15 protein-coding genes are annotated in these 13,179 nt (G+C 67.4%); 7 read left to right on the top strand and 8 right to left on the bottom strand.

Annotation, left to right across the window (positions count from 1 at the left end; genetic code table 11):
- Window positions 1-31: 31 nt before the first annotated feature.
- Window positions 32-673: a hypothetical protein gene (locus C7I55_RS08510; RefSeq protein ID WP_106512523.1), complete on the bottom strand. Its 642-nt coding sequence runs from the start codon at window positions 671-673 to the stop codon at window positions 32-34.
- 331 nt (window positions 674-1,004) lie between these two features.
- Between C7I55_RS08510 and C7I55_RS08505 the strand changes: the two genes are divergently transcribed.
- Window positions 1,005-2,024, top strand: coding sequence for a hypothetical protein (locus tag C7I55_RS08505; protein WP_106512522.1), 1,020 nt, complete (start codon window positions 1,005-1,007; stop codon window positions 2,022-2,024).
- Between the two features lie 17 nt (window positions 2,025-2,041).
- On the opposite strand, the gene C7I55_RS08500 is transcribed toward C7I55_RS08505, so the two are convergent.
- The 3 genes from C7I55_RS08500 to C7I55_RS08490 are packed head-to-tail and all read right to left on the bottom strand — an operon-like array spanning window position 2,042 to window position 4,235.
- Window positions 2,042-2,524: a GNAT family N-acetyltransferase gene (locus tag C7I55_RS08500; RefSeq protein ID WP_106512521.1), complete on the bottom strand. Its 483-nt coding sequence runs from the start codon at window positions 2,522-2,524 to the stop codon at window positions 2,042-2,044.
- Between the two features lie 53 nt (window positions 2,525-2,577).
- A complete protein-coding gene (locus C7I55_RS08495; RefSeq protein WP_199192770.1) occupies window positions 2,578-3,213 on the bottom strand; it encodes a TIGR04283 family arsenosugar biosynthesis glycosyltransferase in 636 nt (211 codons plus the stop codon).
- A gap of 8 nt (window positions 3,214-3,221) precedes the next feature.
- Window positions 3,222-4,235, bottom strand: coding sequence for a radical SAM protein (locus C7I55_RS08490; RefSeq protein WP_332888412.1), 1,014 nt, complete (start codon window positions 4,233-4,235; stop codon window positions 3,222-3,224).
- Window positions 4,236-4,252: 17 nt separating this feature from the next.
- Here C7I55_RS08490 and C7I55_RS08485 point away from each other — a divergent pair, with 17 nt between their 5' ends.
- The 6 genes from C7I55_RS08485 to C7I55_RS08460 all read left to right on the top strand — a co-directional run bounded on the left by C7I55_RS08485 (window position 4,253) and on the right by C7I55_RS08460 (window position 9,504).
- Window positions 4,253-6,388, top strand: a complete 2,136-nt coding sequence (locus tag C7I55_RS08485; RefSeq protein WP_106512520.1) for an FAD-dependent oxidoreductase — start codon at window positions 4,253-4,255, stop codon at window positions 6,386-6,388.
- On the top strand, window positions 6,385-7,002 hold the full coding sequence (locus C7I55_RS08480; protein WP_199192769.1) for a TIGR04282 family arsenosugar biosynthesis glycosyltransferase: 618 nt from the start codon (window positions 6,385-6,387) through the stop codon (window positions 7,000-7,002). The genes C7I55_RS08485 and C7I55_RS08480 overlap by 4 nt, the downstream gene beginning before the upstream one ends.
- Window positions 7,003-7,021: 19 nt before the next feature.
- The gene (locus C7I55_RS08475) at window positions 7,022-7,432 is read left to right on the top strand and encodes a PaaI family thioesterase (protein WP_106512518.1); all 411 of its coding nucleotides are present in this window, start codon (window positions 7,022-7,024) and stop codon (window positions 7,430-7,432) included.
- Window positions 7,433-7,479: 47 nt separating this feature from the next.
- Window positions 7,480-8,340, top strand: a complete 861-nt coding sequence (locus tag C7I55_RS08470; protein WP_332888420.1) for a helix-turn-helix transcriptional regulator — start codon at window positions 7,480-7,482, stop codon at window positions 8,338-8,340.
- A 413-nt stretch (window positions 8,341-8,753) separates the two neighbouring features.
- A complete protein-coding gene (locus tag C7I55_RS08465) occupies window positions 8,754-9,188 on the top strand; it encodes a MarR family transcriptional regulator (RefSeq protein WP_146150972.1) in 435 nt (144 codons plus the stop codon).
- Between the two features lie 94 nt (window positions 9,189-9,282).
- Window positions 9,283-9,504 (top strand): DUF805 domain-containing protein, encoded by a 222-nt coding sequence (locus tag C7I55_RS08460; protein ID WP_106512515.1) that lies wholly within the window; start codon window positions 9,283-9,285, stop codon window positions 9,502-9,504.
- A gap of 205 nt (window positions 9,505-9,709) precedes the next feature.
- Here the strand turns inward: C7I55_RS08460 and C7I55_RS08450 are convergent, their stop codons facing one another.
- The 4 genes from C7I55_RS08450 to C7I55_RS08435 form a co-directional block, all read right to left on the bottom strand.
- Complete coding sequence (locus C7I55_RS08450; protein WP_158266344.1) at window positions 9,710-10,159, bottom strand: FKBP-type peptidyl-prolyl cis-trans isomerase; 450 nt, start codon at window positions 10,157-10,159, stop codon at window positions 9,710-9,712.
- Between the two features lie 127 nt (window positions 10,160-10,286).
- Window positions 10,287-10,514, bottom strand: coding sequence for a hypothetical protein (locus C7I55_RS08445; protein WP_106512513.1), 228 nt, complete (start codon window positions 10,512-10,514; stop codon window positions 10,287-10,289).
- Window positions 10,515-10,685: 171 nt separating this feature from the next.
- Window positions 10,686-11,852 (bottom strand): acyl-CoA dehydrogenase family protein, encoded by a 1,167-nt coding sequence (locus tag C7I55_RS08440; RefSeq protein ID WP_106512512.1) that lies wholly within the window; start codon window positions 11,850-11,852, stop codon window positions 10,686-10,688.
- Window positions 11,853-12,002: 150 nt separating this feature from the next.
- A complete protein-coding gene (locus C7I55_RS08435; RefSeq protein ID WP_106512511.1) occupies window positions 12,003-13,118 on the bottom strand; it encodes an acyl-CoA dehydrogenase family protein in 1,116 nt (371 codons plus the stop codon).
- Window positions 13,119-13,179 lie beyond the last annotated feature (61 nt).

Here is a 13,179-nt window from a genome sequence, read left to right as displayed (position 1 = left end):
AGAGGACGGCCGCGGCGCCGGGCTTGCGTCCCTACGCGGTGCGGCCTCCGTCCCGCATCGGCCCGAACAGCACTTCGATCGAGTAACCGGTGAGCGGCACCGTCTCGCCGTAGCGGAGATACAGATCCTGGGTCATCCGCTCGCTGTCGACGGCATGGGCGATCGCGCTCTTGTACAGCGGTAGCTTGATCATCAGCCGCAAGCGTGCGCCCGGCTGCTTCAATCGGTCGACGATGAACTGGAAGCGATCCTGGGTAATCAGCAGCCGCCCGCACAGGCGCTCCGCCGGAGCGTCCGCGCCCCCCTCCGCACCGGCTTCCGGCGGCGGACGATGGCTGACCGCGCCGCTGCTGGTGCCGTCCTGCGTCGCCTGAATGTCGAGCTCGAGCTCGGCCTGGATCGGCGCCGCACCGGCCGTGCGCAGGGCGTGAAGCCGGCGCTCGTCATTATGGAGCCGGCAGCGCAGGATGCTCGTCGGCGGCCGGTTGGGGATCGGATAATAAGCCTTGGTCGACTGGCCGATCGGCGCACCGGTACCTTCGACGATTACCCAATCGTCGACATCGAAGCTGATTGCGGTCTCCCGCGGAGTCATTCGCCCTGCGATGTTGACCACTTCGGCGCTTTCGACGAACACGCCGTCGGCACTCTCGATATAGGGGGTCTTTGCCATCTCGCTGCCTCGTATCTGCTGCTCAAAGCAGGCCATCAAAGCCATGACTCGCGACACGGACCCGTTTGCGGGGACCGGGCCTCTTGTGCGAGCCGCGTCTCACGTCAGCGATTCAGGACGGCGCGAGCGGGCTCCTCGACTCGGGGCATCAGCTGTCCTCCTGTCCATGCCTTCAGCTCCTCTCTCCTTTTATCCTGAAAGGCTATGCGCCCGATCCGCGCCGAGGAAACGAACATTGTTCGTCAGCAATGACGGAAAAAACGATCACAGGATCGTAATGCGCGTAAGCGGAGGCGCAGCCCGCTGCGCGGCGGCACCCAGAGGAGCAGAGATGGACTGGTTCGAGCGCCTCACCGGCTTTGCGGAAATGTCGTATCCTGAAACGCGAAAGCGGCTCGAGGCAGCGGACGGACGCCTGCACTCCAGGGTCAATGGCCGGAGCTACGGCATCGGCGCGCTGAGCATGCCGAGCCTGGCCGAACTGCGCGTCGCATCTGCAGCCGGGCGCCGCAAGGGACGTCTGAAACTCGGCACCTGCTCCGGCGACGTCCGGCAAATGCATGCCGATCCGAAGAATGAAGGGGCGCTGTTCCAGGTCGCATCGCAGTTCAACCTCTTAGAAATGACTGGCCCGGAGATCACGCCGGAAGACGGCGTCACACGCTATCAGTGGGATCGCACCCAGGGGCCGGCCTGCGCGATGGCCGCGGGCGCCGCGACGATCTACCGCAACTATTTCGCCCCGATCGGCGACCGTACGGGTCAGACCGCGGACCGCCAGCTCGATACACTCGATCTGTTCCAGCGCAGCCTGGCCGAGAGGATCGACGCTCCGGACGCCCAACTCTGGTCGATGGAGAATGGCTATGCATTGCCGAGCAGCAGCACGTTGCAGCGCATATCCGACGGGCTGACCAGCGCCGATCCGGACGATCTCGATGTCCTCCGCGCCTGCCTCAAGATCGGTCTGCATGAGAATGTGGAGGTCACCGACATCGCATCGGGCCCAAGCGTCTCGCAGGCATTCTGCTCGGCGATGCCGGTACGCTATTCGGGGCTTCAGCCTGCCGTGTGGCGCCCGCTTGCCTGTCTCGTCCTTGAAGCGGCCTATGAAGCGACGCTCCACGCCGCCGCCGTCAACGCTGCCCGGGGCGGGTCGAACCGTGTCTTGCTTACCCGGCTCGGCGGCGGCGCCTTCGGGAACGATGCGACCTGGATCGACGGGGCGATCGACCGCGCCATCCAGCTCTTCGCCGACGATGCGCTCGACATCGTCTTCGTCAGTTTCTCCGAGCCGGAGGAATTCGAACTGCGGCTCGTCGAGCATCATGCGGTTCGCACGCGCGGCTGATCCGCGCGTCCCCGGTCTCACAGAGCCTGGTACATCACCAATGCGTCGACGAAGCCTTGCTCCGGGTGGCGGAAGGCTCCGGGTAATCGACCGACGACATCGAAGCCGAGCGACTCCCAAAGGCGCACGGCACGCACGTTGGTGGTGACGACGAAGTTGAACTGCATCGCAAGATAACCCCGAACCCGTGCCAGTTCGAGCGAATGGAGTCCCATGCGGCGGGCGACGCCACGACCGGCCGCGGCAGGGCTCGTCATGTAGCCACAATTGCAGACATGCGCGCCGCCGCCGGGCTGATTTTCTTTCATGTAATAGGTGCCGATGAGCCCACCGTCTTCCTCGGCGACGAAGGTCTCCTTGTCGGCGCCGAGCCAATAAGCGAGCGCCTCGGCTTCCGACATGTCGGTGTCGAGCGCGTAAGTCGCGCCTTCCCGGATAGTCGGCAGGATGATCGCGGCGATCGCCGCAACGTCCCCGGGTTCGGCTTTCCTGATCTGCATGGCGTCGACTCTACAGCATCACGCCGGAATTGGAGTGCCGGATTCAGCCCCCCTCAGCCGTAGAGCCGCGCCGCCGCCGCCGGGCTCAGGCCGAGCCGCCAGAGCGTCAGCAAGGCGAGATTGCGCGCCGAGCGGCGGAACCAGCCGTCGCGGCGCCAGCGGTCGGCGGACGTGACCGCATCCGCGCCCAGCAGTGCCGGCCGCAGGAGGCGGCGGACGAGATCGACATCCTCCATCAACGGCAGCGGGCGGTAGCCGCCGGCGACATCGTACACCGGCCGCGAGACCAGCAGCCCCTGGTCGCCATAAGGCAGCCCGAGGAGCCGGACCCGCACGGCGACCCCGCGCTCGATCAGCCGCGCCTGCCAGGCTCTATCGTCGAGTTGAAAGCGGAAGCAGCCGGGACGGTCCGGTGCCGCCCGAACATGGTCGAGCACCGCCGACCGCCAATCGGCGGAGAGGATCGTGTCGGCATGAAGGAACAGCAGCCAGTCGCCGCTCGCGGCCTCCGCGCCCGCCGCAAGCTGGCGTCCCCTGCCCCGTGCACCGACGATCACCGTCGCCCCGGCGGTCGCGGCGATGTCGCACGTCGCATCGGCCGACCCGCCGTCGGCGACGATCACCTCGTCGGCCCCGGCGAGCGCCGCAAGGCAGGCCGGCAGGGTCGCCGCCGCGTCGAGCGTCGGCACGACCACGCTCAGCCGGAACAGCTGGCGCCCCCCAGCACGCAGAATTTGGCGCAATGCGGATGGTTGAGCATCACCTTGCCGGACGCGTCCGCCAGCGTCTCGCCGAGCGCGAACTGGGGATCGTAGGGGAGCAAGGTGCAGGCGACGACGTGCGGCCGATCGGCGCCGCGCGGCTTCACCACCATCCGGCTCGACGCGCACATCATCGCATCGGGCGAAAGGTGGAGAATGTCCCAGCAGGCTTCGGTGATCTCGGGCACGTCGGCCGCCGCGTCCATCGGCGGGAACAGGACGAGCCCGGCATCGACCGTGATGCCGAGCGCCTCGAACAGGCGTTGATAGCCGGCACGCGCCTCCGCCTCGGTCTCCCCGGGAAGCTGCCGGCCGGCGACCGCGACGCGGAAACCGGCTTCCGACAGCCAGCGCAGGCCATCGACCGCCTTGGCCCAGGTGCCGGCGCCGCGCTCGGCCTCGTGTACCGACTGGCTGTGATGATCGAGGCTGACCCGCATCGTCAGCTTCGGCCCGGCGAGGGGCGCTAGCGCCGCCTCGAACCGCCGCATCGGCCGCATCGCGTTGGTCAGCACCAGCACGTCGAAGCCGCGCGCCAGGGCCGCCGCAATCATCGGCACCATGTCCGGGTTCATGAACGGCTCGCCGCCGGTGAAGCCGATCTCGCGCGTTCCGAGCGCGGCCGCTTCCTCCAGATAGGCCACCGCTTCGGCGAGGCTCAGATAGACGAGCGCATCGTTGCGCGGGCTGCTTGCGATGTAGCAGCTGGTGCAGGCGAGATTGCACAGGGTTCCGGTGTTGAGCCACAGAGTCTCGAGCGCGCGCAAGGCGACGGAGGCCCGACGCTCGCCCTTCGCCGTGACCAGCGGGTCCCGGAACTTCGCGGCGTCGAGCGGCCGCGCGGACAGATCGGCGAACGGCGACGGATTGTGCGCGATCCTGGTGGCGATGGCGCCCTCCTTAAGGCGGGATGGTGTGGGGCCTGTCCCGCTGTTAAGCCTCTCCGACACGGGCGGGAAGGGCAAGAATGAAGCGGCACGGCAAGATCCTCCTTCTGCTACTCGTCGTGGTGCTGATCGCCGCGCTTTTCCTGTCCCCGCTGCGCGAATGGCTGACCCTGGCGCGGCTCAAGGAGAGCCGCGAGACCATCCAGGCGGCGATCGCCGCGCAGCCGCTCGCTGCCGCTGCCGCCTTCCTGCTGCTCTACATCGTGGTGACCGCCCTTTCTTTGCCCGGCGCTGCAATCCTGACGCTGGCGGCCGGCGCATTGTTCGGATTGTGGGAGGGGCTGCTGCTCGCCTCCTTCGCCTCGACGATCGGAGCGAGCCTCGCCTTTCTGGGCGCCCGCTACTTGCTGCGCGACTGGGTCGCGGCGCGGTTCGGTGCCCGATTGGGCGCGATCGACGAAGGGATCGCACGTGACGGCATCTTCTACCTGCTCACCTTGCGGCTCAATCCGGCGATCCCCTTCTTCCTGATCAATCTCGGCATGGGCATGACCCGCATGCGGCTCGTCACCTTCTGGGTGGTAAGCCAGATCGGGATGCTCGCCGGCACCTTCGTCTTCGTCAATGCGGGGACGCAGATCGGGCGCATCGAAAGCACCAGCGACATCCTCTCGGGCGGACTGCTCGGGGCGTTCGTGCTGCTCAGCCTGTTTCCGCTGCTGGCCAAGTTCGTCGTTGGCATGCTGCGCAGGCGCCGCATCTACAAGGGCTGGCACAAGCCGAAGCGGTTCGATCGCAACCTCATCGTGATCGGCGCGGGAGCCGGCGGCCTCGTCACCAGCCTGATCGGCGCGACCGTCCGCGCCAAGGTGACCCTGATCGAGGCCGGAGAGATGGGCGGCGACTGCCTCAACACCGGCTGCGTGCCGTCCAAGGCGCTGATCGCCAGCGCCAAGGCGGCCAAGTCGGCGCGCGATGGCAGCGCCTACGGAATCGTGACGTCCGGCGTGCGAGTCGACTTTCGCGCGGTGATCGAGCGGGTCCACGAGGCGATCCGGATCATCGCCCCCGCGGACAGCGTCGAGCGCTATACCGGCCTCGGCGTCGACGTCCGCAAGGGCCGTGCGCGAATCGTCGATCCCTGGACGGTGGAGATCGACGGCGGCGAGCGCCTGACATCGCGGTCGATCGTGATTGCCGCCGGAGGCCGGCCGTTCGTCCCCGATCTGCCCGGGCTGGCGACTTCGGGCTATCTCACCAGCGACACGATGTGGGAGGCCCTGCGCGGCCGCGACCACGTCCCCGGCCGGGTCGTCATCCTCGGTGGCGGGCCGATCGGCACCGAGCTTGCCCAGGCCTTCGTGCGGCTTGGCAGCCGCGTCACCCAGATCGATCATGGAGACCGCCTCCTTTCAAAGGAGGATCCGGAGGTCTCCGCCCTGATCGCGGCGCGCCTGCGCGGTGAAGGCGTCGATATCCGCACCGGCTGCACGGCGCTGCGCGTCGAAGACGGGATGCTCGTCGTCGCCTGCGGCGGAGTCGAGGAGCGCGTGCCGTTCGACGAGCTGATCGTCGCCGTTGGCCGCCGCGCGCGGCTCCGCGGCTACGGGCTCGAGGAACTCGGCATTGACGTGGAGGCGAGATCGATCGTCGATCCCTGGCTGGAAACCCGGTTTCCCAACATCTACGCGGTCGGCGACGTTACCGGCACCTTGCAGTTCACCCACCTCGCCGCGCACCACGCCTGGTATGCAGCGGTCAACGCCCTGTTCGGCAGCGTTCGCCGTTTCAAGGTCGACATCTCGGTGCTGCCCTGGGTGACCTACACCGATCCGGAGGTCGCCCATGTCGGCCACAACGAGCAGTCCGCGCGGGAGGCCGGCGTGGCGCACGAAGTCCATCGTTACGACCTCTCGCACCTCGACCGCGCCGTGGCCGAAGGCGCCCGCGAAGGGTTCGTGAAGCTGCTCGTCCAGCCGGGCAAGGACCGAATCCTCGGCGCCACCATCGTCGGCGCCAGTGCCGGCGAGATTCTGGCGGAGATCGTGCTGGCGATGCGCCACGGTCTCGGGCTCAACAAGATCCTCTCCACCATCCATGCTTATCCGACCATGGCCGAGGCCAACAAATACGCCGCAGGCGAATGGAAGAAGACGCACAAGCCCGAATGGGCGCTCGCCCTCGCCGAGCGCTGGCATCGCTGGCGACGCGGGTGAGCACCCGAATCCTCGTCTTCGCCAAGGCGCCGGTCGCCGGACGGGTGAAGACTCGGCTGATACCCTTGCTCGGTGCTGAAGCCGCCGCCCGGCTGGCGCGGCGGATGCTGTGTTCGACGCTGCGCACGGCGCGCGCGACCGGGCTTACGGTGGAACTGTGCGGGGAGCCCGATGCCCGAACCTGGGGGCCGCTCTCGCTCGGGGTTCGGCTCTCCGCCCAAGGCGATGGCGACCTGGGCGAACGGCTTGCCCGCGCCGCCCGGCGCACGATCGAAGGCGGCGAGACCGCTCTGCTGATCGGCGGCGATTGCCCGACGCTCGATGCCGCCCATTTGCGCGCGGCAGCGGCGGCGCTGGACACCCACGACGCCGTTCTCCATCCCGCCGCCGACGGCGGCTACGTTCTGCTCGGCCTGCGCCGCTTCGACGGGCGGCTGTTCGAGGACATGCCGTGGAGCAGCGACAGGGTTGCTGCCTTGACGATCCAAAGGATCGCCGCTTCTGGGTGGAGCGTCGATCTCCGGGAAACGCTGCGCGACATCGATGAACCCAGCGACATCGACTCGCTTCCGCTCGCGATGCGCCCCCACCTGCGCGATTGCCGGAGCTTGTGACGCTCGCTAACCCGGCCGCATGACTCCCGCCTTGCCGCCTTATGCCGAATTGCTCGGCCTCAGCACCCGCCGCGACGATGCCGGCAATCTGCTGTGGGTGATGCCGTTTCGCGACCAGGTGATCGGCCGGCCCGGCTTCCTGCACGGCGGTGCCATCGCCGGCCTGCTCGAATTCGCGGCCCTCGGCACCCTTTACGACGCGCTCGCCGACCAGCCCGGCGTGACCCCGAAGCCGATCAACGTCAGCGTCGATTTCATGCGCGGCGGCACTGCCGTGGAGACCTACGCTTCGGCGGTGATCACGCGGCTCGGCAAGCGCGTCGCCAATGTCGAGGCGCATGCCTGGCAGCAGGACCGCACGAAGCCGATCGCCGCCGCCCGGATGAACCTCCTGCTCAGCCGCAGCGACCCGGCTGCCGTCCAGGACTGACGCGACACGCTCAGGCCGTGCACGCGAGACGCCGTCCCACTTTCTGAATTGGTCTTGTCGACTTCGCGTCCCTGATCTGCGATTGTCTTCCGCAGGGAACAAGGACTTATCGGCCGTCGTGGGAGGCCAATCTGAGCAGAATCGCCGAGGTACAGTCCTTCATCGACGAGTCGCGTTCGGTCAGGTCCGCGCGCGCTCTCGAGACGCTTCTGGAGACCGTCTCGCACGAGATGGGCTTCGATCATTATGCGCTGATGCACCATGTCGATCTTACCCATTATGATCCCTCGCTCGGCCACATGGACCGCGGCGAGATGGTCGCGCTCAGCAACTATCCGCAGGCCTGGGTCGAGGAATATATCCGCCGCGGCATCGTCTCCGACGATCCGATCCTGCTGGCAAGCCAGCGCACCAATGTCGGCTTTACCTGGGACGAGGTGCCGAGCCTGATCGACTTCACCGCGGCGCATCGTGCCCTCACCGACGACACCCGTCGCGCCGGTCTGTGGTCCGGCTATACCGTGCCGGCCCATGTGCCCGGGGAAGCGACCGGGTCGTGCACTTTCGCGATGCGGGTGGGGCGGCCCTTGCCGATGCACAATCTCGCCATGGCCCAGCTTGTCGGCGCCTTCGCCTTTCAGGCTGCCCGGACGATGGTCGCAAACGCCCGCCCCCAGCCCGCCCCGCGCGCGCGGAAGCTCACGGACCGTCAGCTGCAATGCACCATCCTGGTCGGGCGCGGCCTCAACGAACGGCAGATCGCCGCCAGGCTGGGCATCTCCGACGAGACGGTGAAGCGCCACCTCAAGGAAGCGCGCCAGGCATTCCAGGTCGCCAAGAGCGTGCAACTCGTCACGCGATCCTTGCATTACGGGCAGATCAGCCTGTCCGATCTCGTCCGCGACTGAGCAGATACCGCCTTTTTCTACCCGATGACCCTTTGGGGGGAGAGACGACCCCCTGAAAATACGGGAGTCTCTTCGATGAAAGCGGGTCGCCGATGACCCTCGTTCGCGCCGGCGCCGATCTTCACCTTCCCGAAGCGCGGCGCCGGCACCCTCGCGAGCGAAGGCTCGAGGGTTCACCCGGGTGCGACGCCGCCCCGCCTTCTCCCGCACCGAGCGGCGGGTTGGCGGTGTCGACAAGCCCACGCGACGGAGCGGAGGTGCTCTGCAATCGACAAGGAAGGGACAGCGCGGAACGGTGCCTGAACGCGACAATGAGAACCGGCACGAACAGCGGGTGCCGGAGACGAAATCCAATGCCCTGGACTGACGACGAGCCGCTGATTGCACTCTCTCGGGCAGCTTTCGAGCGGTTGATGACAGACGCACCCGAAGCGATGCGTCGCGCCGCCGAAGCCCTCGGCCCCGAGGCGAAGCGGGCACCGCCATCCCGCGCGCAGCGGCGGACGCTCGCCCAGCTCGCCTTGCTGCTCTACCGCTTCCGGCGCTTTCGCGAAGGTCTTTTTCCGGACGACCTCTTCGCAGATCCCGCTTGGGACATCCTCCTCAACCTCTACATCGCGGAGACGCTTGACGAGCCCGTCTCGGTGACCAGCGCCTCGATCGCCGCCGCGGCCCCGCCATCGACCGGCCTGCGCTACGTCAAACGGCTGGAAGAGGTCGGGATTATCGCCCGTGCACTCGATCCGGAAGACCGGCGCCGTGCCTTCCTGCGGCTCACGCCGCTGGGGAGCGGGCAGGTGGAGCGGGTTCTGGCGGGGTTCTACCCGCTGCTCGGGGACGCTCTTTGAGTGCGGCCGGCGCATGCCGGCGAGCTCGGCAACCCGAAGTGATTGCGCCGACCGCTCGGCGATAAACATCGAAATAGCCAAAGGGGAGCACAATATGGGCGGGCTGTCGATCTGGCACTGGGGCATCATCCTCATTTACGGGGCCGCGGTGATTTGGCCGCTCGCCCTGGTCTTCCGGCGCGCCGGTAGGTCCGGCTGGTGGAGTGCGCTCGCGCTGCTCAGCCTGCCGGGCTGGGCGATCGCCCTGTGGATCCTCGCGCTCGGGCGCTGGCCTGTTGAAGACGGCAGGACGGTCGCTCCGGAAATCGTCCAATGACCCTCGCGGCGCCGCCCCGCCTCGGCTGATCGAGACGACGTTCCGTCGCCGGGAACGCCAGCTCGGCTGCAAGCATGCCACATATCTCGCGGAGTCGGAGCGGTCGCGTCGCTCGATGCCGCCCATCGCGGAAAGGCCGGCTTCTGGGAGGATCGCCGCCACTATGAATGGTATGCCGGCATCTGAGGCTGCACGTCGGCGCCGCTCACCGGGCCGGGACGATCGACACCAGCTCCACGTCGAAGATGAGAATGCTGTCGGGCGGGACGTCTCGCTTCAGGTTGCGCTCGCTCGGGGTCAGGCGCTTGCCCTCCGGTCCATAGGCCAGATAGGCCGGGATGGTGAACCGCCAGCGATCACCGGGACGCATGAGCTGGATCAGGGCGCTGAACCCGGGGATCACAGTCCGCACCGGAAAGGTCGAGACATCGGCGCCGTCGCGCGCCGATGTGCTGAACACCCGGCCGTCGCTGAGCGTGCCGACATAGCGGATCGCGACCTCGTCCGATCGCCTGGGGTGGGCGCCGCCGGCCGGGCCGGAGCGCAGGATTTCGTAGTGAGGGCCTGGCAGGCGGACGGCTGAACCGGCCGCTGTGGAGTCGGCCGGGGTCAGGCAAAGCAGGATCCCGGCACAGACAAGCGCGTAAGGACGCAATGCCTTCGCTCCAAGGGATGAGGCTGAAACGGATCGCGGGACGGGCAATTCCGGAGCGAGCCCCGCATGCCCGAGCCCGCCGGCGGGCCGCAGCGCCTGCCGCGACCCGCCGGAGAGTGAAATTCGCTTACTGCGCGTTCTCGCCCGGGACCTTCACGTCCACCGTCGGAACTTCGATCGTCTTGTTCTCGGTGCCGACATTCACTTCGGGACCGGTGACGTTGAATTCGGGAAGCTGGCCGCCGCTCGCATTGACGTCGACATCCGGAAGCTTGGTCTCCTTGGTCTGGTCGACGTCGCATGCGCCCAGTGCCAGGCAGCCGGCTGCGATGATTCCTGCAGTGATGGTCTTCATGAAGCCTCCTTTGGCCCCTCCGGAATAAGAGACGCCTCGGCAACACCGAGGCGCCTTTGGCAGTGGAGTTGAACTGCCAGTGCCGCAATGCGTGACGCGACAACATACCCAACTAACACATATCAGGCTTGTTCCGAAGCCGTCACGATGACGTACGGAAGAGGCGGCTGGTCAGCCGCCCCGCTTGAGCGTTTCGCGCGCGATCACCAGTTGCTGGATCTGGCTGGTGCCTTCGTAGATCCGGAACAGGCGAACGTCGCGATAGAGGCGCTCGATGCCGTAATCGGCGATATAGCCGGCACCGCCGAAAATCTGGACGGCGCGGTCGGCGACGCGGCCCACCGCCTCGCTTGCGAAATATTTCGCGGCCGCCGCTTCCAGCGTGATCGGCGCTCCCCCATCCTTGAGCGCAGCGGTTTCGAGCACCAGGGCGCGTGCCGCCATCGCATCGGTCTTGGAGTCCGCGATCATCGCCTGAACGAGCTGGAAATCGGCAATCGGCTTGCCGAACTGCTTGCGCTCCAGCGCGTAAGCGACCGAATCCGCAACCAGCCTTTCGGCGATGCCGGTACAGACCGCGGCGATGTGCAGCCGGCCGCGGTCGAGCACCTGCATTGCGATCCGGAACCCCTCCCCCTCCGCGCCGAGTCGATTGGCCGCCGGCACCGGCACGTTGTCGAAATGGACGTCGCAGACATGGGCGCCTTGCTGGCCCATCTTGGTCTCGGGCCGGCCGATGGTGACGCCGGGCAGATCGGCGGGGACGAGGAAGGCCGACACACCCTTCGCGCCGGCCTCGCCGGTCCGCGCCATGACGGTGAACAGCGAGGCCCTGTCGGCATTGGTGATGTAGCGCTTTGTGCCCGACAGACGGTAGATGTCGTTGCCGGTCCTCGGCCCCGATCCGGGCTCGCGCACCGCGCGGGTGGCGACGGACGCGCTGTCGGATCCCGCGCCGGGCTCGGTCAGCGCGAAGCTGGTGATCACCTCGCCTGTGGCGATCCGCGGCAGCCATTCCGCCTTTTGCGCGTCGGAGCCTGCCATCACCAGGCCCTGGCTGCCGATGCCGACATTGGTGCCGAACACCGACCGGAAGGCCGGCGACGTCCGCCCGAGCTCCAGCGCGATCCGCACCTCTTCGGTCATGTCGAGCCCGAGCCCGCCATAATCCTCGGGGATCGACAGTCCGAACAGGCCCATGTCGCGCATCTCCTGCACGATCTCCGGCGGGACCTCGTCGTTCTCCGCGACCTGCGACTCGAGCGGACGAAGCCGCTCGGCGACATAGCGGCGGATGGTGGCGAGCAGGGCGTCGAACGTGTCGGTGTCGAGGGGCATGGGGAACTCCCCCCTCCCTGCAAGGGAGGGGCCGGGGGTGGGTGGCGGAGCGGCGGCTCGACGCCGGCGCTCCGCCCTGGCACTGCGGGACGAGGGCGCGCTCCGCGCGCCACCCACCCCTGACCCCTCCCTTTCAGGGAGGGCAATCCGTCAGTATCCCCGCAGCCGCGCGACCCGCTCCGCGTGATAGTTCACATCGCCGAACAGCTCGTTCAGCACGCGGTCGCGCTTCATGTAGAGGCCGATGTCATATTCGTCGGTCATGCCGACGCCGCCATGCATCTGAACGCCTTCCTGGACGGCAAGCGTCGAGACCATGCCTGCCTTGGCCTTCGCAACCGAGACGAACAATTCCGCCTCGTCGCTGCCTTCATCCAGCAATTGCTGGGCCTTGAGCGCCGCGGCCCGCGCGATCTCGACCTCGGAATACAGATGCGCGGCGCGGTGCTGGAGCGCCTGGAATTCGCCGATCAGCTTGCCGAACTGCTTGCGCTGCCTGAGATAGTCGACGGTCAGCGCCATCGACCCCGACGCCACACCGACCATTTCGGACGCGGCGCCGGCCCGCACGCCGTTGAGCACCCGGTCGAGCACCGCGCCCCCCTGCCCGACATCGCCGATCACCGCATCGGCATCGACCTCGACGCCCTCGAACGTCAGCCGTGCAGCGATGCTGCTGTCGGCAAGCCGAACGCCCTCGACTTCCAGCCCGCCGGCATCCTTCTCGACGACGAACAGAGTCGGCCCCTCCTCGGCTTTTGCGGCGACCACGAAGAGATCGGCCGATGCGCCCTGAACGACGAATTGCTTGGCGCCGCTCAGGCGGAAGCCGTTGCCGCAACGCTCGGCCGTGAGCGCGATGCCCTCCGGCCGATGCTTGGCACCCTCGTCGATCGCCAAAGCAGCCACTGTCTCGCCGGAAAGAATGCCCGGCAGCCAGCGTTGCCGATGCGGCGTTTCCCGCAGCGCCTCGACCGCCCCGATCGCGGTGGTCAGGAACGGAGACGGTGTGAGATTGCGCCCGATCTCCTCCAGCACGATCCCGGCCTCGACATGGCCCAGGCCAAGGCCGCCATCCTCCTCGGCGACGAGGATCCCGGTGAACCCCATCTCCCCAAACTGCCGCCACAACGCATGGCCGAACCCATCCTTGCAGTTCATGTCGCGATATTTGCGCAACTGCTTCTGGATCGATCCTTCCTCCGCGAGGAAGGTCCGGGCGGTGTCCTGAAGCATCGTCTGATCGTCGTTGAGGTAGAGTGGCATTGTGGGTAACTCCGTCGTCCCGGCGGAGGCCGGCATCTCAGGGGGTGAAAGGCGGCGACGT

Source organism: Allosphingosinicella deserti, assembly GCF_003012735.1.
GTDB lineage: Bacteria > Pseudomonadota > Alphaproteobacteria > Sphingomonadales > Sphingomonadaceae > Allosphingosinicella > Allosphingosinicella deserti.
The sequence above is the reverse complement of the archived record's forward strand: the minus strand, read 5'-3'. Positions and strand labels throughout refer to the sequence as shown.